Below are 23,783 nucleotides of genomic sequence, written 5' to 3' on the forward strand. Positions count from 1 at the left end.
TCCTGCTCCTTTACTGCCCGCGCTGACTTTCTCTGTCCTTAGCCAGAAGTTCTCTTGTGTACCTTATGACGTTCATGATATCTGAGGTTCCGTTGGCGCAGTAGGATGCACCAATAAAGGTCCTGCAGCCTCTTTCCTTAAAGAGCCTCTTAGCCCTTTCTACGTCATTGATAAAATAGTACTCATCATTTTCAAATCCAAAGCAGACGAACTCTTCTCCGGAAACCGCATATACATTGTCATCTCCAAAGGCATCCATAAGACACCTTGCAGTATTCTTAAGGATCTGCTCAGTGTTTTCATGGCGAAGGTTGTCATTTATCTCACGAAGGCCTGCGACTTCACAGACCACATATCCGAATGGCTGGCCATAGTCCATCTTCTTTTCAGCAAACTCAGAAAGAGCGCTTCTGTTCCTTGCTCCTGATACAGGATCATGGTAGCTGTAAAAGAGCATTCTCTCCTGCTCTTTTCGCTGACCAATAAACTGGGCAAAGAAGTAGGTCATGATGTTTACGATCTCATTAAGGCTTCTTGAGCGCTCCTGAGCCACGTTGTTCACACCAAGGAAGCCTATGACAGTGCTTCCGGATTTTATTGCTCCATAAGCATTAAGGCCAGGTTTATCACTCATCTTTTCAAGGAACTCTTTTTCGCAGCTTTCCTGATTCAAAACAAGCCCGTCCTTAGGCAGAGGATCAAGACCTTCCGCAAACCATTCGTAGGAAGGTCTGAATTTGCCATCACCCTTATCTTCATAGATAAAAGCACGGCTGGCTCTAAGCTCTTTTGCAATATACTCAAGAAGAACGCGGATACTGTCAGATGGATTACTGGTGGCCATGGCGACCTGAATAGACCTGTTGATAAAGCGGTCTCTGTCGATGGCTGCCTGATCCCTCATCCACCAGTTGACGAATTGTGCCATAACTGTGGTGATAAACAGTACCATACCGATCCTGATGAAATTGCCAAAGTGATGCTGCCAGAGATGGAAGAAATAGATTATTACTTCTATGACACTGCACACAGCCATTTCAATAAGGGCAACATATATTCCGTTCAGCTTTATAGGTATTGATTCTCTCTTGCAGTAGCGGTAATTATCGATGATAAGAGCTACCAACAGGATGACCATTACTGCCACAGAAGCAAGCTCAAAGGGAACATAGCTGTCCACCATATCTACTTCCGCATAATAACGAAGGCCCACGATCATGATCATCACAGTGATGGTTGCCAGAAACGCAATATACTCATATATCTTTTTCTTTTGTCTGGTGGTGGAATTAAAGAATCTGACAAAGGGATAGACAAGCAGCATGATAAGGAGCCTGTTAAGGACTCGCCAGAAAAAGACAGTACCTGTAACTGCCTGCGCAACTGGCATTCCGGCAAGAAGCCACATGCCAAACAGACCTGCCCCAACGCCAAGGTCCAGAATATCAAGTGGAATGTTCTTTTTATCAGATATGCCAGCCCAGATAAGGACGATGGCAAATCCAAAGAATATGATAAGAAGTGTAAGGATAATGCTAATAGCATCCTTCCTTACCATCATATGAATATAGTCAGAAGCAGGTCCCACATAGACATTGAAAATCTCGCCAGCAGTAGCCTTTATGCTGACCCTGCTGTATTCAATGATTATGCTCTTTCCTGCGTGCTTTTTCGAAAGACCTACAGTATGACAAACTGTGCCATACCCCATTCCTGTCAGGTTCTCTTTTGCGTCATAGCTGTAGACAACCTCTGCATCAAGGTAGACCTTGATATTGGTATTACTGGATAAGAAGCATAGACAATCGTCATCAGAAAGTCTCGTGGGCAAAGTGTTTGCCAGGGTAGCACTGCCCCCAAACTCCTTAACCTCTATTTCATCGACAACGTAGGTATTACCCGAAGAATCTCTCCAGCTTCCGGAAAAGCTCCGAAGATGATCTTTATAGTCCTTGTTAAAGACATCAGTAAAGAAAAGTGCGTAGAAAAACACCACAATAACCACACCTGCAAAGATCAGGTTGTAATATACTATTGTACTGATGGTCTTCTTGCTGTCCTTCATGGCCCATTACCTCAAACAGGCAAATGCGTATAATAATACACATTAATTCTATCATGTATGGGCGAAACAGTCGGTAAACTTTTTCTAAATTTCGAAGCGCAGGGAACGTTTTTTCATAAACGAGTACCACATGGGTTCAAGTCCCATCTTCCGCACGAACAAAAAGGATCAACTCGAAAGAGTTGGTCCTTTTTTGTTTTGTTTAGTGCGGAAGATGGGACTGTATCCACATACCCGCATAAATACTGCTTTTCATGCTATCTGTCATCATATCTGTCATCTTTTGTACAAGATGATGTAAACAGGCCTCTATAAGAGCTCTTCTAGCATTTTTGCCGAACCATAAATCATATTACTATTCTCAATCTGCTCATTGCCTTTTCTTTTGTATCATCTATAACATGACCATATAAATTCATAGTAATGCAATAGTCCTTATGTCCTAATAGTTCCTGCAATGTTCTAGGTTCTATTCCCTGCTCAATCGCCCTTGTAGCAAAAGTATCGCGAAATGCATGGCATGTAAAATGCTCTATGCCAGCTCTCTTACAAATACGTTTTATTTCCCTGTCACAAGGTGTTGCCATAAGCAGTCCTCTCTCTGGTGCTTTAAATATCAAATCATCAAAGCCACTTATATTTCCATCAAACATACGATTAAACTCACGCTGATGGGCAATTATTTCTGAAATGCTCTCATTTAGCGGAACAGTTCTTTTTCCGCTCCATGTTTTTGTTTCTTTACCCACGCAGTACGATCCATCTTCTTCCCTTGTGATTGTCCTATTAACGTGTATCGTACCATTGTAAATATCGCTATTCTTCAAAGCACCTATCTCACCAATTCTCATTCCAGTGTGAATAGCAATCCTAAAAACATCATAGTAAAAACTGTTTTGCGCATATTCAAAGAAAAGCCGTGTTTCTTCAGGCGTCAAAGCCCTATGAATTGTTTCCCTTGCAGCCACCTCAGTTTTCTTAAGCGGTTTGACCGGGCTGCATGGATTATAGTTAATATACTGCTCTCTAATGGCATCATGAAAGATGTGAGAAATGAAGCTGATCTTATCATTTACTGTCTGAGTTCTAATTTTTCTCTCAACCAATGTCCTTTGGATTATCCTGATATCTTCCGCTTTCACTTCAGAAAGGCGACAATCTTTAAATGCCTTTCCATTTATCTGAATCTTGGCTATTGTATTAAAATGACACTGCTGTGATCTCAGAGTCGCCGGAGTCACACTCCCTCTTCTGTTTTCCATCCACCTTTCAAAGAAAATGCCTATCGTAGGATTATCATGCATTTCCTTCTTTTCTTCTAATTCCAGCTTTTTCTCGTATATCTTTTTTTCTAATTCATCCTTATCTCTAGCACGCACAAACACTCTTTTTCCATTGAATGTGAAGGATCTTTGAAATCGACCATCGTCGCATAAGTATTTTTTCTTCTTGCTCATTTTCTTATCCTCTCAGCATAAGCACACATTTCAGATTATTCTTTTATCCCTGCTCTGCTCCCATAGCATCCAAAGCGACATCAATGATGTATCTATCATATAAAACGCGCCTGCCGATGTGTCTTATGCATTTTATCTTTTCACCGTATTCTCTGCACTTATTTCTTTTTAGCCCCAGATACTCCTGAGCTTCCTTTTCTGATAAAAGACGTTTCATAACCATCTGATTTGTCATTATGCTTTTTTTCTCTCCTTCTTGTTTTTATATCAAGCTGCGCAGCTATTGATGCTTCAATTCTGTCATCCATAAAATGTCTTGGCAATGTTCCCATTTTTTCTAGAAGCTTACATTTATCAATAGTGACTATTTGTTCTGCCATAGCAGCTGACTTTTCATTAAGTCCTCCCAGATTGTCAATGATGACATGTGTTGGAAGTCCCATACTCTTGTGTATTTTTGTTGTAATTGGTAATACTGTTACTGTTGGAGAATGCTTGTTGCCCTTATCGTTCTGAACAATCAGTACCGGTCTTATGCCTTTTTGTTCAGATCCAACTCCATCTCCTAGATTAGCAAGATAAATCTCTCCACGCTGGATATCATCCTTTCCCATACTCATCACCACCTTTCAGACATATGTAAAGAGGGCTCCTTATTATATGAAGGAACGCCCTCGTAATTGTTCCAGCGAATTATACGTATCTACTTGTCCTCGACACCCCGATTTAGGGAAATCATCAGGCGGCTGCAGCTGACAGCACCATAGGCTACACCTCCCCGCGGATCTCGCCGGGCCGCTCCCATTACGATAGTTGTGGCTGAGCGGAAGTATCATTATCCCTGCAATTATCATCGCCAGGCCGGAACTACCGGCTTTCCAGTGAGGCTATATCGCGCGAGGCGTACCTTTGAAGCTATCTGCTGCAGGAATGTACCTGATGAATGGTTATTCAGTTTTCAATGTCCTTTCACCTTTTGCCACAAAACAGTATTTTTTTACATGCACTTTTTTTAATCTTTTTATTTTTTTTTAAATTAAAAGACAGTAGACCAAAATGCTGATCTACCGCCTTTTATTATTATTTCTTTATGATTTTTCTTAACCTTACAAGTGCTCTATTGATCGAAAGCGACACATTCTGTTGACTGATTCCTTCTAATGATGCGATTTCTTCCTCTGATAATCCCATCAGAAAATAAAGTTTACATCTTCTGCGCTGTTTCTCTGGTAGCCTATCAATTGCACTGATAAGTGCTTCTCTATTAAGCATTTCAATAACAGTATCCTCCGGTTCTTCTTTTGAAAAAATAGAATTGCAATACTCTGTAGCACCCTCTGTATATCCCCAGATATCATGATGCCTGATTCTCCTCATTTCATGCTTATTCTCATTGCGCCTATATTCATGTAAGGCTTCGCCCTGCTCACATGTCATGATTACATATGGTTTGAATATTGAAAGCTCCTCGCTAAATTTTAAATCTAGTTCTTCCTGCGACAGATCAGTAATTATCGCCCACTTTACGCCTCCTGTCATTCCTGGATACTCATAGCCAAGGTTAATAATCTCATATTCCTTATTCTGTTCATTTTCATTTCTATTCATTTTCCGTTTCCTCCGATTTTTGAAAGTTGATAGATTCAAAAACCGGAAGATCACGGGTACTTCCCTATATAAGTTTCCCAGCACAATAAGTGCATCTGTTACACCCTAAGGGCAAACAGAGGGGACATACTTAAGAGCAAAATAAAAAGACGTAGCAAAACAGAATACCCATCACAGGTATTTCCCATCTGTTTTGCCCGCCTTTCAACGATTCTTTGTCGTTCTTAGCCGTCTAAGCAAACTCTTGTCATCTGCTGCGAACCTTCCGATTCTCTGTCGGATCCAACGCCTATAACAGTGACTCATTACTTATTCAATTACATCAATAATCTATCATCTTCCTACACGGCGCATCTCCGCTCCAGAAGAAGCCTAAATCCGTTCTCATCATTTATCATGACAATATAATGATTACACGCTTTACATTCTCGCTCAGCCTCACCATAAACTAAAGTCAATAGATATTTCCCACAGAAAGGACAGTGGACAAATATTTTGCTTCTCCTTACAATAATTTTTCTTTTTTCTACCATAACAATCTCCTCCTCTATACTTCATCAACAATCAAAAGTTCCTTTCTCGAAACATTTTTGATTTTCTAGGTAGCGTATATGAAATATGTTTCTAATGTGTTACGTAATTATTTTTATACGTTTCATTGCTGTAATTTATAAGTAAGCCTATTATCCATAGAATATTCATAGAGGTAATAGCGCATGAATAAGGACATTAAACTATATTTAACAGCATTATCAAAAGCCGTAAAAAGAGCTAGAAAAGCTCAGCATCTTAAACAAATTGATCTCGCAGACATCGCAAACTTGGAAACCATGAGCATAAAGCGTGCTGAGAATCCCAATCTTGTTGATGACCTGAAGTTATCTACTTTTATCTTCATAATCAGAGCCCTTAATCTAGATTCCAATATTGTTGTGTATCCTGAGCTTAAAGAAATGCAACCCACAAAATCGGAACTACTCAACTTTATTACAACTAATTGTTCAGAAGCTGACTGCAAATTTATCTTCCCAGCTTTCAAAGAACTCGTAAAGATGGCACATTCCAGCAACTTGTCTGACATAAGAGATTAAAAAAGAGTCTACTCTTCCATATAGGAAAAGCAGACTCTCCACATTTCATGTGCCCGGCTCCAAGCTTTTTTCTATTTTAAAATTGATTACATTTATTAGAGTTGTCTTTTTGCATTTTTGGCAATGCAACGGAAACTTAATAAGCACCGTATCTTCGCAAACTTTTATTCTGGTTTTCTTATCACATTCCGGGCATCTTACCCATCGTGTCTTTTTTTCTTCATTCATTGCTTCTTACTCATATATTGACAGGAACGCAACAGTTATGTTTTATCACTTTGTCATTTAATTATCAATATCAGTTGCATGAATGGACGTTATTTTGTCATGAAAAGACAAAATTGAGAATGTCATCTTTCTTTTACTCGCAAAACCTACAAAACCTACAACATGGCCATTCCAAAATAATCCATTATCCAGTTTCTGTCATCTGGATTTTTTAAAGGAATTCCATTACTGTTCAAATATTTGTGAATTCTGGCTTTTCCTTCTCTTAGCGAGTTGTCATAATGACTATTCCGTTGTATTTCCATCACCAGTTTTGAGTCACTACTGTCATTCGTTTTTCGTAAGTTCTTTGAGACATATTTCTCAACAACAGTTTTTATCTCATCAAGATTTGAGTATCCCCTAAGATCAGCCCTTGCCTCGCAGAATAAAAATGACCTTGATGGTACAAAATCATTTGCAATAACTCCGGAGTCATCCAGACCCCTGTATATATTTATTGTCTTCTGATTCCATACACCATTGTATGTAATTCCTCCATCTATAAACGTACCGCTCTTATCAATTGCGTCATAGTCAGGTCTATTTATTCCGTACTGATCGGCCAGTTCGTTCAATGTATTCTTTACTATGCTCTGCATATCGGAATAAGCGTAGTAATAATCTGCATTATAGTACATACTACCCTTGAGATTACTGTAATAATCCCCGGCGTCCTGCCTCAATCCGGTTTTGATATACAATTGCTCAGATTCGAGATAATTGTTTTCTGCTGCATATTGGGCATTGGCTCTTGACATATGCTCATACATTGTAGATAACGCTTTTGATATTCTTTCTTTGCTGACATTATTGAAGCTGCAGGTTTTCTTTACATACTCTACGACTTCATCTGCAGTTCTGGTACCGGAATAGTATTCCTTCATTACATCATCTGTTTCATGAAAAAGCGTATTCCAGCTTAAAAGCGGTATTTCAGCCATTCTGCTCTTAATATCATTATAGTTCTCACAGGGAATCGGGGCTGAAGACACTACGGGAGCCTCATATCTATATAAAGATGTTTCTGTACCATCTTCATTAATCCTGTTAAAGCCACCGTCATCTCCCTTTCTAAGAGTAACAGTTTCATAACTGTTCTTCTGATAATAGCTAAATTCATATGTATCTGTCAGCCCCGTTTTCTGAATCATAATAATTCTCCTGTATCATCCTGCGTCATACATTACTCATGGCATCATAAATTCATTTTACGTCCTCATTTTTGGGAATTGCACATCAAAAATATCGATTCCATATGGGATATCTATTGTTCTATCTTCCTTTAATTCATATTCTTGCCCAGCAAAGGTGAATTTTGATCCTACAGGATAGTCTTTGAATAATGCACTTCCCCTTTTGTTGTACATTTCATAAGTGGCATCATACTCAAATTTTCTTACACACACCCCTGCATTTCCGTTGGAATAATAGTATTCTTGTTTTCTTGACCCTGATTCCACGCAAAAGAATCCTTCTTTTATGCCAGCGTCACCAAGCATCTGTTTCTGTTCTTCTGCACTGAAATAAAGTCCCAAGTATGTCCCATCACCAGAAAGCATATTCCAAAATTTAGTAATCTGGTAACTATTATTATTTTGTCTTCCAGCCAGCTGATCTGAATAAGGCTGATTAATCCTGTCATGATCACAGGCAAAAGTATGTGTATACCCGCTACGGTCCGTATACTTGTAATAATTTCCATTCTCAAACCGAACTGTGTTGTTAATTGCCTGAATTGGGGAACACCAATCAGTATCAATCGAAGGAAGGTCTTTTTTTAATAGTTTTTTTCCATTGACTGTAATCGAATCAACAGATTCACCATGATTCCTATGAATGTCCATGTAATTGAAATTAATCGCATCCATGACAGATCTTGATAATTTCGATTTATTCATCAACTTTTTGGAATAGGTAATAGAAGGCGATATTAGTCCATGAACATATTCATCACGTTGAGTTCTGTTTCCCTTACTACGAGCTATTGTTGTATTTGAACCTTTGTATAGTAGCATTTGCGTCAAACTCAAATTAGGTTTCCTTTGTACCCTCACTAATATCGCCTCCTAACCCTAATTGAAGTATAGTAGTTTATCAAGCATTCTTTTTCTTCTGTAAAACTGCCCAGTTAGCCAGGTCAAGGAAATCATTTCTGGGTGTTCTTGCATTAGCACGCTGCTCAGCCCACATATTATCCATGAAGTTACAGAACTCATCGAAAGAATAACGTTTGCTGCCATTGTCGTACATGTACCATCTGCTCGCCGCATTGGGATCTTGCTCAAGCAGTCTTTCTCTGGTGAACTTCCAGTTTTTGTTAAGCTCCTGCTGGTTACTGGCAACCTTTTCGCCCATCATTCTTATGAACTCGTATCCATCCATAGCCTTCTGAATCTTGCCATTCTTCCAGTTTTCTTCGATGATATTCTTTACTCTTTCTGCCTCTTTCTCTCTGCTTTCCTGCGCTTTGCTAGCAGCCTCTTTTGACTCCTCTACGTTTTTATCGGTATCTCCAAGAAGCTTCTCCCATTCTTCATCAGTCAGGTCGCCCAGATCCCTGTCTCCGCCCTGTGATAAAAAGAGATTACGGGTCTCTTCAAGCATCTTTAGAACAACTGATGCATCAATTGTCTCGCCTGTCTTTTCCTTTGTGAAAGAAACCTTAGAACCTGACAAGGCACTATTCCAGTTCTGCTTCTTTGTCATGGCCTCTTCGAAATTTGAATAACTGTTTTCTGAAAGAGGGTCTATAACGCTTTTCATGGAATGGAAGCTGCCAAAAGAATCAGATGTGCCTGTCCCATGTGCATCAGCATACTGACAGTATGCAAACATCTCTATTACCGTAGCATTCTTGGGATCAACCTCATCAACGTTCACGTCGATATCATGATCGTGTACATGAACCCTGACTATTTTTTCATCAGAACCAGGCTTGATGACCTCAGAAGCAGTCATGACATAACTGTTGTTATTTCCTACCGGAATTGTTCCCATTCCATGAAGTGGTCTTACTTCCAGTTCTCCCAGATACTCTTCGCTCTCTTCTGGTTTATTTTCTGTTTTTTCAGCACCACCAATTTCTCTTGTTCCTTCAAAGGTTATTGACTGGAACCTAAAGCTGGTGCTCCCAAATGTACCAAAACCTCCTGTATCTCCCCAGACTTTTGCACCATTAAAGCTTGTTGCTGTAGCAGCAGGGTCCGGTGAGATGCCGGTTCCGATACCCGATGTCATCATAACTTCCATAAGCCTGTTTATATGCGACAGAAGCTGCTCTGCTCCAAGTGTACTTACACCCATAAGCTGATAGTTTTTGATTGAACCATCAAGCTCAGACATATAGTTCTTTTTCTCAAAAATATCATCAGGCGCAACACTATCCACAGCTCCCATAGCCTCATCTGCCAGCCCTTCTGTATCCCTGATGTATGAGCAAAGCGCTGCAAACTCTGTAAAATCAGAGTCAGTTGGATCTACGTTATAAGGGTCTATCTCCTTTGAAAACTCATTTCCGTTTTCATCGGTACCTGTGGCGGTATACTTTCTGGTGTCCCCATCTACATCTATTCTGATCTGGAACTGCTGCATTACTCCCTGATAGGAATAAGCCGTTTTTCCATCTGCAAGCTGCGTCGCACCAAATCCGGAGTTCCAGATATTTGCAGTAATAACGCGGGTATAGCCCTTCTTAGCAGATGTATCTTCCTTAGCTACTGCGTCAGTAAGCTCCGGCGCTTCCTCATCCTTATCAAGAACCGCACTCTGAAAATCTCCGCTGCCAATAGTCTGGTTTGAATAATAGTGGGCACTCTGCACATACGCACTCTGGGTGTAATAATAATTTCCGTTTGTAATGGTATTTGACATAAGTGTTCCTTTCTGCGGCTCATCTGTCATTCAAAGCCGCTCCACTCTCCTGAAAGGACCGAGTGGGTGCTACGTTTTTAGGTTCTTTACATTTAATCCTGGCCTCACCTTCCTTCATCATTTTCTATCCCTGGTATTAAAGCCATTTAAGAAGATCCAACAATCCTTTCAGACCTCTTGGCGAAGCATTATTGTTCATATTTAACATAAGCTGCTGCTCGTACCAGCTCCTAAAGTTGATATTTGTACTCATATCCGCATCCGGTCTGCTATATTCCATCTTATGATGGGCAACCACAAGGTTCATCATCACATCCTTACTATCCAGCTTGCCCTCATCCTGAAGGTGTTGCATCCTCACGGATAGTTCTATAAAGTCACAGCTTGATGCATCTACTTTATCAACATCAATGTGTCTCTCTTCATATCTTCCATCGTTAAACTTTAGCTTGACCGTATACTCAGAGTCTGTTCCTTCATCTCTGTAAACTTCTGCATCATATCCATATTTGCCGTCATACCAATGGAACGTAGGCTTTTTACTCTGCTGGTCATCTGCGATATCATTATCGTCGGAATTGATTCTGTTTTCTACGACATCTGCCTCATTTTCATAGGCTTTACTTTTCTCCATCAGTTTTGTTGCAAAAGAATCTGAAATGGATTCTTTATTATTACTGTCTGGTGGTCTGTCGCTTATACGAACGCCCTGATAGAAGCTCGTCTGACTAAGATACTGTACGTTTGTTACCATATTTTTCCTGCCTCTCTTAAAAAACACAAATGCCGAATACCCCTAGACTTATCAATCCATTGATATCCGGCTGTTCCTTCACTTTTTATATCGGAAATAACACAGGTCATCTTATATTGACAGCATGAATAGTCGCTAAATAGTCATAATTGGACTATTAACACCCTTATCTACATGAATGCGTATGATTTCGTGTTTGCTCCAAAGAAATTCCGACTTTCTGAGAGTGCATCAAAAAACGCCTTAAACCGCAAATATCCCTGAGTATTTCCTATTGTGTACTGCATCTGCATCATGTCACGCGCAAGCTCCATGAAATTAGCTGACCCCAGGCCATCATAACTGGGATTCTTATCATAAATCTGACTCCTGCACATCAAAAAACTGTCAACAGCATTCTTACACTTTCCGCTATCTGACAGATATGCAGAATAGGCATGCATTTCAGCCGTGGTAGCATTACTTGGATCAACCTCAGAAATCTTTACCATCTGCTCTGTTTTATTTCCATCTTTATCCCATACCTCTACCCGATACTCAGGATCACTCTCATCAAAATCTGCAGGCTTATAAATAACGGTATTTACTCCTGATCGCGCATCCACCCACGAACTAAGACACCTTGAGCCATCCGTAGGTGTTTTATCATAGTGAAGTGTAAGGCCTTCTGATAAGGAAATTGTTGATATACCCTTTCCTCCAATAGCATTCTTAAAATCCCAGTTTTCTGCTTTATTTGTCTTTGATTCATTAATCCGCTGGTAAGAATATGTATTATCAACTGCTCCTATTCTCATTGCCATTTCCCCTTTCAATATACAAAATGCCGGATATCCAGGATTGTCTCAATCCATTGATATCCGGCTGTTCCATCAATTCTATTATCGAAAAAAGCACCTGTAATCTTTATATTTATGTCATGAATAGACGTTATAATGTCATGAATCGCATATGCTTAATCATTTACTATAGTTGTCGGTCTGCACCTGTCCAGACTGTTCTTAGGTATTCTCACAAAAACATCAGCTATATCTTCATCAAGTTGGGTTCCGGAAACTTCCCGAATGATACTTATTGCGTCCTGGTGAGTTCTTTCGCCCTCATAAGCTCTCTTCATCGTAATAGCAGAGTAAGTATCTGTTATGGCTATCATTCTGGACGCTGTAGGTATATCTTTTCCCTGTAAATGATAGTAGCCTATGCCATCAATTCTCTCATGATGGTATAATACCCATTTTGCGATCTCGGAAGGAACCCCAATAGTATCAAGTGCTCTGGCCCCAAGCTCAGGATGAGTGCGTATTATCTCCCATTCTGCTTCATCAAGTTTTGCCGGTTTATATAGTATGGCTCTGGGTATTTCAAGTTTCCCTATGTCATGCATTAGGGCAGCAATCTCTAAATTCACAGGATCAACCTTGCATCTGTATACTTCCGGCAAAGCAGTATAAAGAGTCATGGTAAGTCTTTGTACATGCATGCTATGCCACAGCACTTCATTGTCATCAAAGTATGCATATAGATCCTCTATCCTATTCTTCCACTCCAACGCTTGTTGAATACTCAATTTCTAAAATTACCCCTTAGGAAAAGCGTAAAATACTGCATCAGATCATTACTACCGCACTGAACTCCTGATCATTACAAGAGATTGCGAAACTGCCATCATACTTACTTGCTACATGTTCCACATTGATAAGCCCAATCCCATGTCCTACCGAATTATTCCCCTGAACCTTATTGTCAATAATATCAACTCTCTGGGCTACAGGATTTTTAACCATAATTATTATGTTTCCATCCTTCTCAACGAATTTAACCTGTATTGAAGCCGTTCTACCGGTTGCAATTACCTTTTCACATTCATGAATAGCATTCTCAAGAAGATTTCCAAGTAGTACTACAATATCCTCATCAGATATTCGGATGCTCTTAAGATCGCTTACTGCAAACGTCATTCCAATATTCTTTTCCTTGGCAATGCGATACTGCTGGTTCAAAACTGCATTTACCACTGGATGGCCAACATTTACCTCTGCAATTTCGACAGAAATACTCTTGGTGAGCTGTTCCACATACTCTGCAGCTGCACTAACATCCCCACTTTTTAATAATTCCTGCACAGTGCCAAGCTGTTTTTTATAATCATGGAGTTTTCTTCCCTGTCGTTCATACAAGGACTGCATATCCCTGAATGCCTGTAGCTGATTCTGCTTACTTTCGATTTGTACCTCAGACAGCCTTATCTTCTCGTCTTTAATCATTAGTTCCTGTAACGCGAACAAGGCTGCGACATTTCCAATAAGCAACACCGCAGAAACAAACGTTTCAAATGGTCCCATAAGCGCTTGTGTGAAAAAAGAACCATAATACAAACCGGCAATAACACCTGCAAATGGCAACCATATAAATTTCAAAAGCTGATTTGTAGGTCTTTTTAGCAGTTGTTTTATCTCAGGCATTTTCCATTTTAGCAGCCTTATGATCGCTGCCATGATTGTGTATGCACCGCTTATTCCAAGTACAGAACGCCACATATACTTATCATCATATGTAAACTGCAGTACTCCAATCATTATTGTCGCTGATAAAGCCATAAATGTTGTATTGATGCTTGCAACAAATATAGCTGTTATAACGCTTGATTTGTAAAACACCTTCAGAAATACCACAAAAATATTCAACAGTATCAGTAATTTCAATGCTATATTAGTGGAAAAAGACTCAACCAAAAGCGCGTTTCCGCACATTGCTATATACAATGACACCCCTAAAACATATCTCCTGACAGAATTCCATTTATGGTCAAGAAATATATCAAAAAGCCACATGCTTAAGATCATTTCAATCGCGCTTGAAGCAAAAAAGAGAAACCATGCCATCATATCCGATCCCCCGCGTAGAGAGCAAAAGCTCTTCTAACTTCTTTATATCTCCCCCGCGGAACAGGTAACTCCCTGCCGTCATCCAAAGTCAGAACATAGTTATTAATGCTTCTAACGTGATCCATGTTTACAAGAAAACTGTTATGAATACGGAGAAATCCGTGCGGTTTAAGCTGTTCCTCCATATCATCCAGCTTCTTATATATCTGGTAGGTCTGATTACTCAAATGGATAATATTCTTATGCCCTGCAGTTTCTACCAGTAAAATGTCCGCTGCTTTCAGGCAGACATCCCCACCCACACATGAAAACATTATCTTACTGGATCTTCTGTGCTTGTCACTGCAAATATGGTCCATGCACTCAAAGATAGTCTTATCCAAATCGTCTTTTATTAGGAACCGACTTGCTCTTACTTTATAACCATCAAGAGCATAATTCATGTATGCAGTAACAAGGATTATCGGAACATCTTCCATATCCATTCGGATTTCCTTTGCTACAGCAAGTCCATCCATTCCTTCCATGTTAATATCAAGGAAAATGGCATCTGTGTCGGAATCTGTTTTTAGCGAGTGAATCAGCTCAGATCCCGATTTATACTCGGAAAAAGAAATGCCAATTCCTGTCTTTTTATCATATTCTTCAATTAGCTTCTCCAGTCTTTCTATATCCCTTATATCATCATCACATATTGAAATGTTCATAAAACACCTTCTTTCAAGTTCTACTAATAATGATATCGGATATTTTATGAATATAAAAACATGGCAGCATGAATCGACTTCAAAATGGCATAAATCGGCGGTAATACATTAAAAATCAAGAAGGCACTCCTTTGGTGGAATGCCTTGACGATTTCCAAAGCTTATGTGCCATATAACATTTTCCTATGCTCTATAGCCTTTTCAGTGAGTTCCTTGTTCAGATCCTGTCTTTTCTGGTAATCTTCGAGTTGCTTTTTCTGCCTAGCAGCCCTGGCTCTGCGTCTTGCAGCATTATCATTATTATTGCTCCGCCTCCTCTGGGAGTTTTCGCTTCGCATCTTTTCCAAAACTTCATCAAGCTTTTCTGCTGCACTCATAAGTTCAGATTCACGCCCCTTAATGGCGAGGTCAACGTGCTGGATGGTTCCGGCTGTGCCATCTTCTTTCAGGAAAATGCCTGTTTTACGAACCTTCCCATCCAGAACGCCATCCTCACCTTCAAGGGTAAACTCCGTATCTTCCGATCCCAGGAAAATTGCACCTACCCCAGAGTCTTTTAGGCTCTTAAGCTCATCCTTCCCATCTTCTGTTCTGGTCCATACCTTAAGCTTCTCAAAAACCTCATCGTTTTCATCAATCCAGCCGTTGCCATCGCTGTCATATTCAGCCAGATCAGAAAAACCGTCACCGCTCTTAACTCCAAAGAGTTCATTGCCATCATTTATCTTGCCATCTCCATTTTTATCAAGTGCCAGGAATCCGCTTCCCGCCTTCGTCATGGAGATTTCATCCTCCTTGCCATCTGCATCCAGGTCGAATTTAAATTTCTTATCACTAAGCCCGGATGTCTGGGCATTGGTATTGATGATCAGCGGATCAAAAAGGTTATCCAGAGGTGATGACATTGCAATAAAGGTTTCATGCTCTTTCTTCCTCGCCATGCTCACATCTACATCGACATTGATCTCTCTGCCATCCTCTGTCTGTACTTTTCCGGATGCTGTATAATCCGTCTTTTCTTTTTCTATATGCTTTTCTACAATGCCTGCAAAAAATCCGCTAGTCCCTGCGCCGGTTGCTGCCAAATCCTTTTGATAGCTGTAGTTTGCATTTGAATACACATCACTATTTGCTATCTTCATATGTTTTTACCTCGTCTGCGCCTGCCTGCTAAGATCAGAACCAGCTTGAGAACATGGATGAAAGCATCGAAGCATATCCTCCATATCCTCCCAAGAAACTGTTTGTTCCGTATCTTCCATTTGATCCATAAATACCGCTTGTTGCAGCGTTATACCTTGTGGCTGTAACGGCTGCCTGCGATGTCAAAGAAGCATTATTACGCATTCTCTGTCCAAAAGATCCTGTATTTCCAAGAGTCTTCTTAACAGTCTCTTTGTCTGCTCCCTTAAGAACATCCTCATCAACAGATAATTCCCCAGTCTTACTATTAAATCCAATTCCGATTTTTCTTAGATCAGATACATTGTTAAGGGCATCTTCCCTCATCCATCCGGCACGGTTTCTTACTGTTGTACTTGTGGTATTTCTGGCATTGTTATTTACTTCGTTATATCCTTCCACAAAGTTCTTTACCGTCTTAAGGAGCTGATCCGTGTTCTTTTCCTCATAAAGTTCACCATATGAGAGCTTTCGTCCAGCATTCTCTACTTTCACTGCTCCATCGGCTACGGACTGATCTGACATATAATTTCTGTTGTATGTCGTGTTATAGGCATTGTTCATGGCCTTGATGGTATTAGCACTGAGTCCAAAATAACTGTTATTGTTTCCAAGTCCGGTCGTTCGTGACGTACCACGTGTTCCTGTGGTTCTGTTTCTGCTGTTAACATTAGACGTTCCCTGTCTGTTCCAGATATTGGAGGCTCCGCCAAACCTGCTTGTCAGGACATCAAAATAGTTTTGCCCAAAGTTCATAAAAAACACCTCCTTCTATGGACGTACATTTTGTTTCAATTCAAGTATCGTCCATAAAAAGAGGCGTTTAAATAGCTTTGTCACGAACGGACATATTTATGTAATGAATAGTTATTATCTGTATTTTGTAACATTATCTTTACTTCAAAGACATTGTTTTCCGTCTTAATCTCCACTGCTCCAAGATACTTCTCAGCTATGTTCTGTACACTCTTAAGGCCAATTCCATGCAGTTCATCTTCTGCCCCAAGTTTTTTTCTGCTGACTATACTGTTTTCAGAATCTCTTTTGACAATTCCATCATAAGCATTTTCGATATTTATAAGATAGAAGTTATCTTTTACTCTTCCGGTCAGTTTAATATACCGGTTTCCAACCCGAACCTCAGAAACCGCTTCAAGAGCATTATCCAAGAGATTATTCAGAATAATTCCCATATCAAGAGCACTGATTTCGTTATCATCAGGGAATGAAAAGTCGCAGTCAAATCGGCAATCTAACTTCTCACAAGATGCAGTAGCTTCATTTATCACCACATCAGTTACCGGATTTCCAGTTGAATATTTAAAGCCACCGGAATTAAGCTCAATATCCATTTCCCCCAGGAACTGCTTTGCATCCTCAAGTCTTCCTGCTTCAAGGAAGCTCTTTATTATCATAAACTTACCTGCCATATCATGGCGAAGAGTCCTGATCTGATCATGGTATTTTTCGGTATATTCTATTTTCTTTTTGATAAACTCCTGCTCATGAAGCTGTTCCTGCAATATCAACTCTTCTTCCTTAAGTCTCCTGTACCTCTGCCAGGTCGCAATGGCTGACATTTCACCGGCAAAGATAAGGATTGCAAGAACCGGCAACATCCATTTGATATCCTTTTTCTCCTCAAACAACACGAACACCTCGTTTTCCAAAGGAACAATCATTACCTCAGCTATCATGTATACTATAAAATACGAAATCACAGAATAAACCGACAGATACAAAGCTTCCGTCAGGCTCATATCATACTTCTTTTTGCATATCACCTTAATGATAAAGTGCGAAACCATGAAATAAACACATAGAAATAGGATAGCTATAGCAAACAGAATCGACATCCTGCCATACATCTGTTCCATGGCATTTTCCGCTGAATAATCCAGAGTCTCTATGATCAGATCTCCCAAGATATCATTGGTTACTGTATTCATCAGAAACCATACATAATAGACATTTGTCCAGAGCAGCAGCACAAATGCGATATGTGGCATATATTGTCTGTTATAGAAAAAGAAAACTGCAAGAACTGTGATAAGACTTATATATGTCCATACCCCTCTTGTTGATACCGGCAGCGAAAACAGAACCACGCCTTCTACAGTCACTACCGCCGACAGAATGATATTTTTTTTATTATCTAAAACCGATTGAGCAAAAAAGGTTTTTATCAGCAATCCCAGAAAAATGCCTCTCACTATGATCATGGCATATCCATAGCCATCCTGAAACAGCAAAAATAGTTCCTCTGACATAAAAAGTCTAGCTCCCCCTCTAAATCTATGATATGAAATCCATATATGCCCTGATAAAATCAGAATACTTATACTTGGAAATAATCAATAGTTCGCCGTTATCTACCTGAACCTCTGTCCTGGAATAACCAACCACATGACTGAGGTTTACAAGGTATCCTCTGTGAATCCTGAAAAAGTCTTTTCCAAGCGCCTCTTCAAATTCGGCCATCTGCTTATAAACCTCATATTTCTTTTCGTTCAAATGAACAATGGCTTTCCTTCCAGAGCTTTCCACGTAAAGAATATCCTTATGCTTAACATTGACGATTCCTTTACCGGATTGTAATGCTATAAACGCATCTGACATATCTGCATAAGAAGTCTCACAGACGAGCTGTGCATCCAGCTTTTTAAGTTCCTCCACAGCCCTGTGAAGTTCACCATCAAAAGAAGGTCTTGAAACAGGCTTTAACAAATAACCATACGCTTTTACCCCAAAAGCATCACCCATTCTGTCTGGAATCCCTGTAACATATATGATAAGCGGCCTGGATGCACGCATGCTTTTGCCATTATTCTCTATTCTGGTTACAAGTTTTTTAGCAATCTCTATACCGTCACTCGCTCCCATGGCAATATCAAGGAAAAGAACATCTATCCTTGTCCCGGTATCAATATCCTTTATGAGTTCTTCCCCTGATGAATAATCACTTATCTGTGCTTTGTATGGACTATCTGACAGCCATCCATGAAGCAGATCCCTTACAGCTTTTTCATCGTCACACACAGCAAAATGGTATTTTTCCATTTACAGACACCTCTTTTATCCACAACCAAAAATGCTTAGCATGGAGCCCCATGTAAGCACTTTTGACTTTAGCACCATATTTATCATAACATCATAGAAATTATCGTTTACACAAGGATGTAATGAATGGACATTTTTTTGTCATGAATGGTCAAGAATTAAATTGCCTCCAACTCATCACTGTTACCACCATGTTTTCTACCCTCCATGCTCTGTATTTTATATATCGAGTTCAACTATTGTTTATGCCGAACAAATCAATCAGCTATTGTCAGATAAGACCACCGCTTGTTTCATCCAGTTGTCTTTCACGTAATGCACGCAAGGAATTACTTCCTTCATCTTCATATATCATTAGAAGAGTAAGATAATTACCACTCTTCTTACATTCACCCAAGAGACATCTCATGCTTTCTGATGTTCTGCCAAACATCATTCCCAGAAGTCCCATATCATAGTAACTCTGTTTATCACTCAGAATTCCCTGTTCATGAAGATCTTCCATAAGCCCGTTTATCCTTACTTCTTTTCCAATCTCCTGAGCTCTGTTATACAGATCAGGATCTACTCGTCTTAAATAGTCCAAATATCGGGTCTCAATATTCCTGTTTGGTGTACCACTCATTATCCAATTAGATATGTCTTCAAGTGACGCTCCCACCTCATAGTCCTGGATTAGATTCATCCGTACTCGTCCTGATTCATCAGTAGTAAATGTATATTTACCATCTTCGGAATACATGGTTGAAGAGCCAGGGTACTTGGGCATTGCTTCCTGTTTAACCAAAACTTCAAATGCATCATTAACCTTTCTGTATGCTTCCTTAGGGCTATCATCGTCTGTCACTGTCACTTTCCCCGCTGATACAGCTATCTGTAATAATTCATAATCAGTCACATTTCTTCCATGATAATAATATTGCTTATTATCTTTTAATTGTTCATATACAGACGGAAGGGATGTGTTTTTGACAGCAAACTCATCACTACCTGACCACTCAGCCGCTTCTTTGCATCCTGCAGTTCTCTTTCTGATACTTGGTCCGTTTGTTATGGCTGTTCCATACTTGTCAACCAGCATATGCTCAGTAATCGTCACTGAAGCAAATTCAAAAAGACTACCTTTGTTCGATGTATTACCATATCCAGAAACCTTGTATGAATATGGAAAACCACCACTTTTTCTTTCACTTCTTAAAGCTGAATATGTACCTGAATAGGGAATACCTCTGTTGTGAACAATCATTTAATGACCTCCGATAATAACAAATGCCGAACATCCATGAATTTTTCAATCCATTGATATCCGGCAAATCCTTTGCTGATATTATTATCGGAAAAAGTATTGTTTTGTTTATAGAAACGTCACAAATAGACGGTCATAATGCATGAATGTTATCTATGCCTATATGTCTATCGACGAAGCACTTGTCATCTGTGGCGCAGGAACAGAAACTCTTATACTCTGGGGGACTGAAAGTGTTGTTGCCAAAGAACTTCCGCTGCCACCTCCCATGCCTTGCATAGACGCATTCTTCGCAAGCTCATGCTTTATCATATTCTTGAGATATTCCGTGCTTAGTTTATTTTGAAATACGAGATTTTAATACACTGACGAATGCTCACGCCTATATGACTCAGTTGTCTTTAACAACAATTCTGCATTAACCTGATTTAGCTCTGCTTCTATCTGCTGGCGTTTAGCTTCGTCAGCTGTACGCAGCTTCTGCTCAAGCTCAGCCTTCTTTTCTTTAAGTCTTTCTATCTCTTTATCCACAGAATCTGTGTCTGTAGTTGTCTTTTCTGCCTTAGCTTCCTTATCTTTCTTCAGCGCAGCCATACCTTCCTCAGAAATAGATAAAGCATTTTCCTGGCGTTGCTGCTTCCTACTGGCCACAAATGCTGCTGCACCCTGAGCATCGCCTTCAGCGATATACTTCCCTTCAGTCTTTACTTTTTCAATCATAGCCTTGGCTGTAGGCTGACTTGTCAGATAATCAAGTTCTGCTTTTGATACATCAGTGAGAATACGCATAATATCGTCCTCCACTATTTATGTTTACATAAAACCTCTATGCCTGTATATCTATTGTGGGAGCCTGCATCTGTGGTGCAGAAACAGAAATCCCGATGCTTTGTGGCAATGAAACAGATGTTGCAGAGGAAATCCCGCCACCTCCCATGCTGGGCATTGAAGCATTCTTTGCAAGCTCATGTTTTATCATATCCTTAAGATATTCCATGTTTGCTTTCATGATAGCCTTGTCTTCAGATGCGCGGTGTTTACGTTTAAGGTCTTCTAAATCCGCTTTACTCATATGCGGATCGACCACTTCCATGGTCTCCATTAGTTCCATGGCTTCTTCAAGCTCTTTTAGTTCTTCCTCTCCGAATTCGGAGATCATCTCATTCAGCTCTTTTAACTCTTCTTCAGAAAAAGAGGCTTCTCCTTCCTGCATCTGCTGGAGTGCTGCATCAAGCATCTCTTCACGGGCATCAAATATGGCATCTTCCTTCTCAGTGATTTTTTCTTCTTCGGCAGAAGCAAGTGCGCTCTGCATCTGTTGTCCTACGTCTCGCTGATTTTCAAGTTTTTCATCCCTGCTCTGGGTGCGCTCTACCATTTCTTCCAGTTCAAGGTGATGCTGCTTTTTCCGGGCAACCATTTCCATGCGTTTTGCATGGGTAAGCGCAAGCTGTAATTCTTCCGGATCACCGTTTCCTGAAGATATCTTTCTTTTTATCTTTAAGGTCTCCCTTTTTGCTGCAAGGACGGCCTGTCCTGCGCTTATGGAAGTCTTTGCCCTCTGGATTTTGGAAGCTACTGTCTTGTAATTATATTTTTCGGAAGTATCTATCTCTTCCTCTTCTGCAGCATCAGGAGATCCTGACAACTCAGAAAAACCATTAACCTTATCCTTTGATGTCTTCGAAGCATACTGTTCCTGCTTCAAATCTCTGATCATCTGTCGCATCTGTTGTGAGATGGAAGCCTTATCTTCTGTTACCTTGTTCGCAAATTTAGAAAGAGGATTTGCTGATGCATCTTTTCCAGGCGCAAAAGGAGAGTTGCTCCCAGCAGTCTTTTGCTGCGAGTTCTGCCCCATAAGAGTGCCTTTTTGATAAAAAGACGAATATGGACTTTGTGTATTAAACGATATATTCATTATCGTTCCTCCCATCCATATATCAGCTATGTATCTTTTCTAAAATACTGTTCCATAACCTCTCCTGCGCTTCCTTGTCTTTATCCTGCTTAGATTGGAGCAGCTTGATCTCATCAGTAGAAATAACAATCGACTTTCTGTTATTTCTCATGTGATAATCATGATTCTCAGGCGTTCCTGAAGACTTAACATAAATATCCACTTCGGGATCTTCGTTATGTATTCTGTCAAAGATATCACCATAAGCCCAGTTATATGCCTTGGCATAGACTTTAAACTTTTCGCTTGGATCAGAATCATTATCAGCAGTTTGCTCTGCTTTTAAAAGATCATTATACGAAGTGCGGTCTGTATCCTTCATTCTGCTCCGAATATCATAGTACTCTTCAAGCCTGAAGCTTTTTAGAATACACGTTTCATCTTCTGAAAGGTTAAACTTTTTGTAACCCCCATCAAGTTGAACAATGGATTCCTTAAGAGCAGCCTCTCTTCCGGCACGATCCATCTGCGCAGCTCCTGATGATGAGATTGAAAGTGTGGCTGCCACATCTGAATCAAAGGCATTGGAAACAGTGCCATCCTGCTTTGAAGCAGCCAGCTTGTCTTTTATTTCCAATTGCATTCCCTGTAAATAGTTTTCAGTTTTATTGATTCCAATAGAATCAATTCCGTTCATAAGTCATGTCCTCCTACTTTGAGGTATATGTTATGTGTCTGAACGTTACTTTCACAATTGTTGTAAATCTCTATATGCGTTTTATCCCTTGAAGTCCACCCTTGTACCTACTGCTCTTTCGGTATCTGTCATTACCCTTGAAGCTGCGTTGTTATAAGAATAAGTCTGTACCTTGGAAAGAAGATCATCCAGGGAATTTGCCTCTATTATTTCGAACTCTTCTTCCTCATAAATGTTCATATCATCTTTGTCTTTTGCCTTTTCAGCCTTACTGTCTTTTGCCTTATTTATGCGGTCTTCCTGAGCTTTTTTCTCGGCTTTCTTCTTTTCCTTTATCTTCTGTTCTTTCTTCTCAGCAGCCTTCTTCTCTATACGCTTTTTCTGAAGATCCTGAGATTTACCAACCGTGGCAAAGAAACTCTCTTTTCCATTGGAATCCACTGACATGCCAAAATTCTTAACATTGGAACCACTGCTGGAAAGGCCCATCTTAGCCTGCATCATCTTACTTTGTGATGAAGCGATGATTCCCTCATATTTCTTACGGAATGACTCATCGGTAGCCATACGCTCAAGCTTCTCTTCATCGATCAGAACAACCATTTTATTGGCATTGCCATATGCAGCTGCGTTCTGCTGTACCTGAGCCTTCATATCTTTGCTTACCGTGATGAACTCCATACCATGGAACTTGGACTGAAGCTTGCCAAGATAATCTTTAGCCTTGTCAGAAAGCTGCACATCACCAATCGTCATTCCAATTTCCGTCTTGGTAGGCACAAGAGATGATTTTGTATCAATAGGAGACCAGCCTTTTGTCTCTACCTTTGCCTGTGCTCCCTTAGTGGCTGCAGTCTGATCACTTTTAGCTGTGCTCTGTGTTTTAGTGTCATTATTCACTGTGCTTTTGCTATATGCCTGTGAAGTCTGCTGATAAGCTGATATACCATATAATCCTGCCATGCCATTTACCTCCATTTTCACTTTCAAT

General features: G+C 40.0%; 24 protein-coding genes. 1 reads left to right on the forward strand and 23 read right to left on the reverse strand.

Annotated features, from left to right (window positions below; genetic code table 11):
* Window positions 1-10: 10 nt before the first annotated feature.
* From D6855_RS04310 to D6855_RS04335, 5 genes are all read right to left on the reverse strand, one after another.
* Window positions 11-2,065: a sensor domain-containing diguanylate cyclase gene (locus D6855_RS04310; protein ID WP_120738429.1), complete on the reverse strand. Its 2,055-nt coding sequence runs from the start codon at window positions 2,063-2,065 to the stop codon at window positions 11-13.
* A 347-nt stretch (window positions 2,066-2,412) separates the two neighbouring features.
* Entirely contained in the window at window positions 2,413-3,522 is a 1,110-nt protein-coding gene (locus D6855_RS04315) for a tyrosine-type recombinase/integrase (RefSeq protein WP_120738431.1), read from the reverse strand.
* Window positions 3,523-3,680: 158 nt separating this feature from the next.
* On the reverse strand, window positions 3,681-4,136 hold the full coding sequence (locus D6855_RS04325) for a type II toxin-antitoxin system PemK/MazF family toxin (RefSeq protein ID WP_120738435.1): 456 nt from the start codon (window positions 4,134-4,136) through the stop codon (window positions 3,681-3,683).
* Window positions 4,137-4,602: 466 nt separating this feature from the next.
* Window positions 4,603-5,130 carry an RNA polymerase sigma factor gene (locus D6855_RS04330; protein WP_120738437.1) on the reverse strand — a complete coding sequence of 176 codons (528 nt, stop codon included), beginning with the start codon at window positions 5,128-5,130 and terminating at the stop codon, window positions 4,603-4,605.
* A 341-nt stretch (window positions 5,131-5,471) separates the two neighbouring features.
* Window positions 5,472-5,663 carry a hypothetical protein gene (locus tag D6855_RS04335; protein ID WP_120738439.1) on the reverse strand — a complete coding sequence of 64 codons (192 nt, stop codon included), beginning with the start codon at window positions 5,661-5,663 and terminating at the stop codon, window positions 5,472-5,474.
* A gap of 183 nt (window positions 5,664-5,846) precedes the next feature.
* Here D6855_RS04335 and D6855_RS04340 point away from each other — a divergent pair, with 183 nt between their 5' ends.
* A complete protein-coding gene (locus tag D6855_RS04340) occupies window positions 5,847-6,221 on the forward strand; it encodes a helix-turn-helix domain-containing protein (protein WP_120738441.1) in 375 nt (124 codons plus the stop codon).
* Between the two features lie 45 nt (window positions 6,222-6,266).
* On the opposite strand, the gene D6855_RS04345 is transcribed toward D6855_RS04340, so the two are convergent.
* From D6855_RS04345 to D6855_RS04435, 18 genes are all read right to left on the reverse strand, one after another.
* Complete coding sequence (locus tag D6855_RS04345; protein ID WP_120738443.1) at window positions 6,267-6,449, reverse strand: cysteine-rich KTR domain-containing protein; 183 nt, start codon at window positions 6,447-6,449, stop codon at window positions 6,267-6,269.
* A gap of 155 nt (window positions 6,450-6,604) precedes the next feature.
* Window positions 6,605-7,642, reverse strand: a complete 1,038-nt coding sequence (locus tag D6855_RS04350) for a hypothetical protein (protein ID WP_120738445.1) — start codon at window positions 7,640-7,642, stop codon at window positions 6,605-6,607.
* Between the two features lie 57 nt (window positions 7,643-7,699).
* Window positions 7,700-8,545, reverse strand: a complete 846-nt coding sequence (locus D6855_RS04355) for a hypothetical protein (RefSeq protein WP_120738447.1) — start codon at window positions 8,543-8,545, stop codon at window positions 7,700-7,702.
* A 40-nt stretch (window positions 8,546-8,585) separates the two neighbouring features.
* Window positions 8,586-10,391 carry a hypothetical protein gene (locus D6855_RS04360; protein ID WP_120738449.1) on the reverse strand — a complete coding sequence of 602 codons (1,806 nt, stop codon included), beginning with the start codon at window positions 10,389-10,391 and terminating at the stop codon, window positions 8,586-8,588.
* A gap of 106 nt (window positions 10,392-10,497) precedes the next feature.
* Window positions 10,498-11,115 carry a hypothetical protein gene (locus D6855_RS04365; RefSeq protein ID WP_120738451.1) on the reverse strand — a complete coding sequence of 206 codons (618 nt, stop codon included), beginning with the start codon at window positions 11,113-11,115 and terminating at the stop codon, window positions 10,498-10,500.
* A 170-nt stretch (window positions 11,116-11,285) separates the two neighbouring features.
* Window positions 11,286-11,912, reverse strand: a complete 627-nt coding sequence (locus D6855_RS04370; protein WP_120738453.1) for a hypothetical protein — start codon at window positions 11,910-11,912, stop codon at window positions 11,286-11,288.
* 158 nt (window positions 11,913-12,070) lie between these two features.
* Complete coding sequence (locus tag D6855_RS04375) at window positions 12,071-12,682, reverse strand: HD-GYP domain-containing protein (RefSeq protein ID WP_120738455.1); 612 nt, start codon at window positions 12,680-12,682, stop codon at window positions 12,071-12,073.
* A gap of 40 nt (window positions 12,683-12,722) precedes the next feature.
* On the reverse strand, window positions 12,723-14,000 hold the full coding sequence (locus D6855_RS04380; RefSeq protein WP_120738457.1) for a sensor histidine kinase: 1,278 nt from the start codon (window positions 13,998-14,000) through the stop codon (window positions 12,723-12,725).
* Window positions 13,997-14,707, reverse strand: a complete 711-nt coding sequence (locus D6855_RS04385; RefSeq protein WP_120738459.1) for a LytR/AlgR family response regulator transcription factor — start codon at window positions 14,705-14,707, stop codon at window positions 13,997-13,999. Before D6855_RS04385 ends, D6855_RS04380 begins: the two co-directional genes overlap by 4 nt.
* A 161-nt stretch (window positions 14,708-14,868) precedes the next feature.
* On the reverse strand, window positions 14,869-15,849 hold the full coding sequence (locus tag D6855_RS04390) for a hypothetical protein (protein ID WP_120738461.1): 981 nt from the start codon (window positions 15,847-15,849) through the stop codon (window positions 14,869-14,871).
* Window positions 15,850-15,883: 34 nt separating this feature from the next.
* Complete coding sequence (locus D6855_RS04395) at window positions 15,884-16,645, reverse strand: hypothetical protein (protein ID WP_120738463.1); 762 nt, start codon at window positions 16,643-16,645, stop codon at window positions 15,884-15,886.
* 80 nt (window positions 16,646-16,725) lie between these two features.
* Complete coding sequence (locus tag D6855_RS04400) at window positions 16,726-18,159, reverse strand: sensor histidine kinase (RefSeq protein ID WP_120738465.1); 1,434 nt, start codon at window positions 18,157-18,159, stop codon at window positions 16,726-16,728.
* Between the two features lie 25 nt (window positions 18,160-18,184).
* A complete protein-coding gene (locus tag D6855_RS04405; protein ID WP_120738467.1) occupies window positions 18,185-18,949 on the reverse strand; it encodes a LytR/AlgR family response regulator transcription factor in 765 nt (254 codons plus the stop codon).
* A 271-nt stretch (window positions 18,950-19,220) separates the two neighbouring features.
* Window positions 19,221-20,195, reverse strand: a complete 975-nt coding sequence (locus D6855_RS04410) for a hypothetical protein (protein WP_120738469.1) — start codon at window positions 20,193-20,195, stop codon at window positions 19,221-19,223.
* 357 nt (window positions 20,196-20,552) lie between these two features.
* Entirely contained in the window at window positions 20,553-20,984 is a 432-nt protein-coding gene (locus D6855_RS04420) for a hypothetical protein (protein WP_120738473.1), read from the reverse strand.
* 37 nt (window positions 20,985-21,021) lie between these two features.
* Window positions 21,022-22,056 (reverse strand): hypothetical protein, encoded by a 1,035-nt coding sequence (locus D6855_RS04425; RefSeq protein WP_120738475.1) that lies wholly within the window; start codon window positions 22,054-22,056, stop codon window positions 21,022-21,024.
* Window positions 22,057-22,138: 82 nt separating this feature from the next.
* A complete protein-coding gene (locus tag D6855_RS04430; protein WP_120738477.1) occupies window positions 22,139-22,792 on the reverse strand; it encodes a hypothetical protein in 654 nt (217 codons plus the stop codon).
* 81 nt (window positions 22,793-22,873) lie between these two features.
* Window positions 22,874-23,755: a DUF6033 family protein gene (locus D6855_RS04435; protein ID WP_120738480.1), complete on the reverse strand. Its 882-nt coding sequence runs from the start codon at window positions 23,753-23,755 to the stop codon at window positions 22,874-22,876.
* Window positions 23,756-23,783 lie beyond the last annotated feature (28 nt).

The sequence above is a fragment of the Butyrivibrio sp. CB08 genome (assembly GCF_003625485.1).
In the GTDB taxonomy this organism is placed as follows: Bacteria; Bacillota; Clostridia; order Lachnospirales; family Lachnospiraceae; genus Butyrivibrio.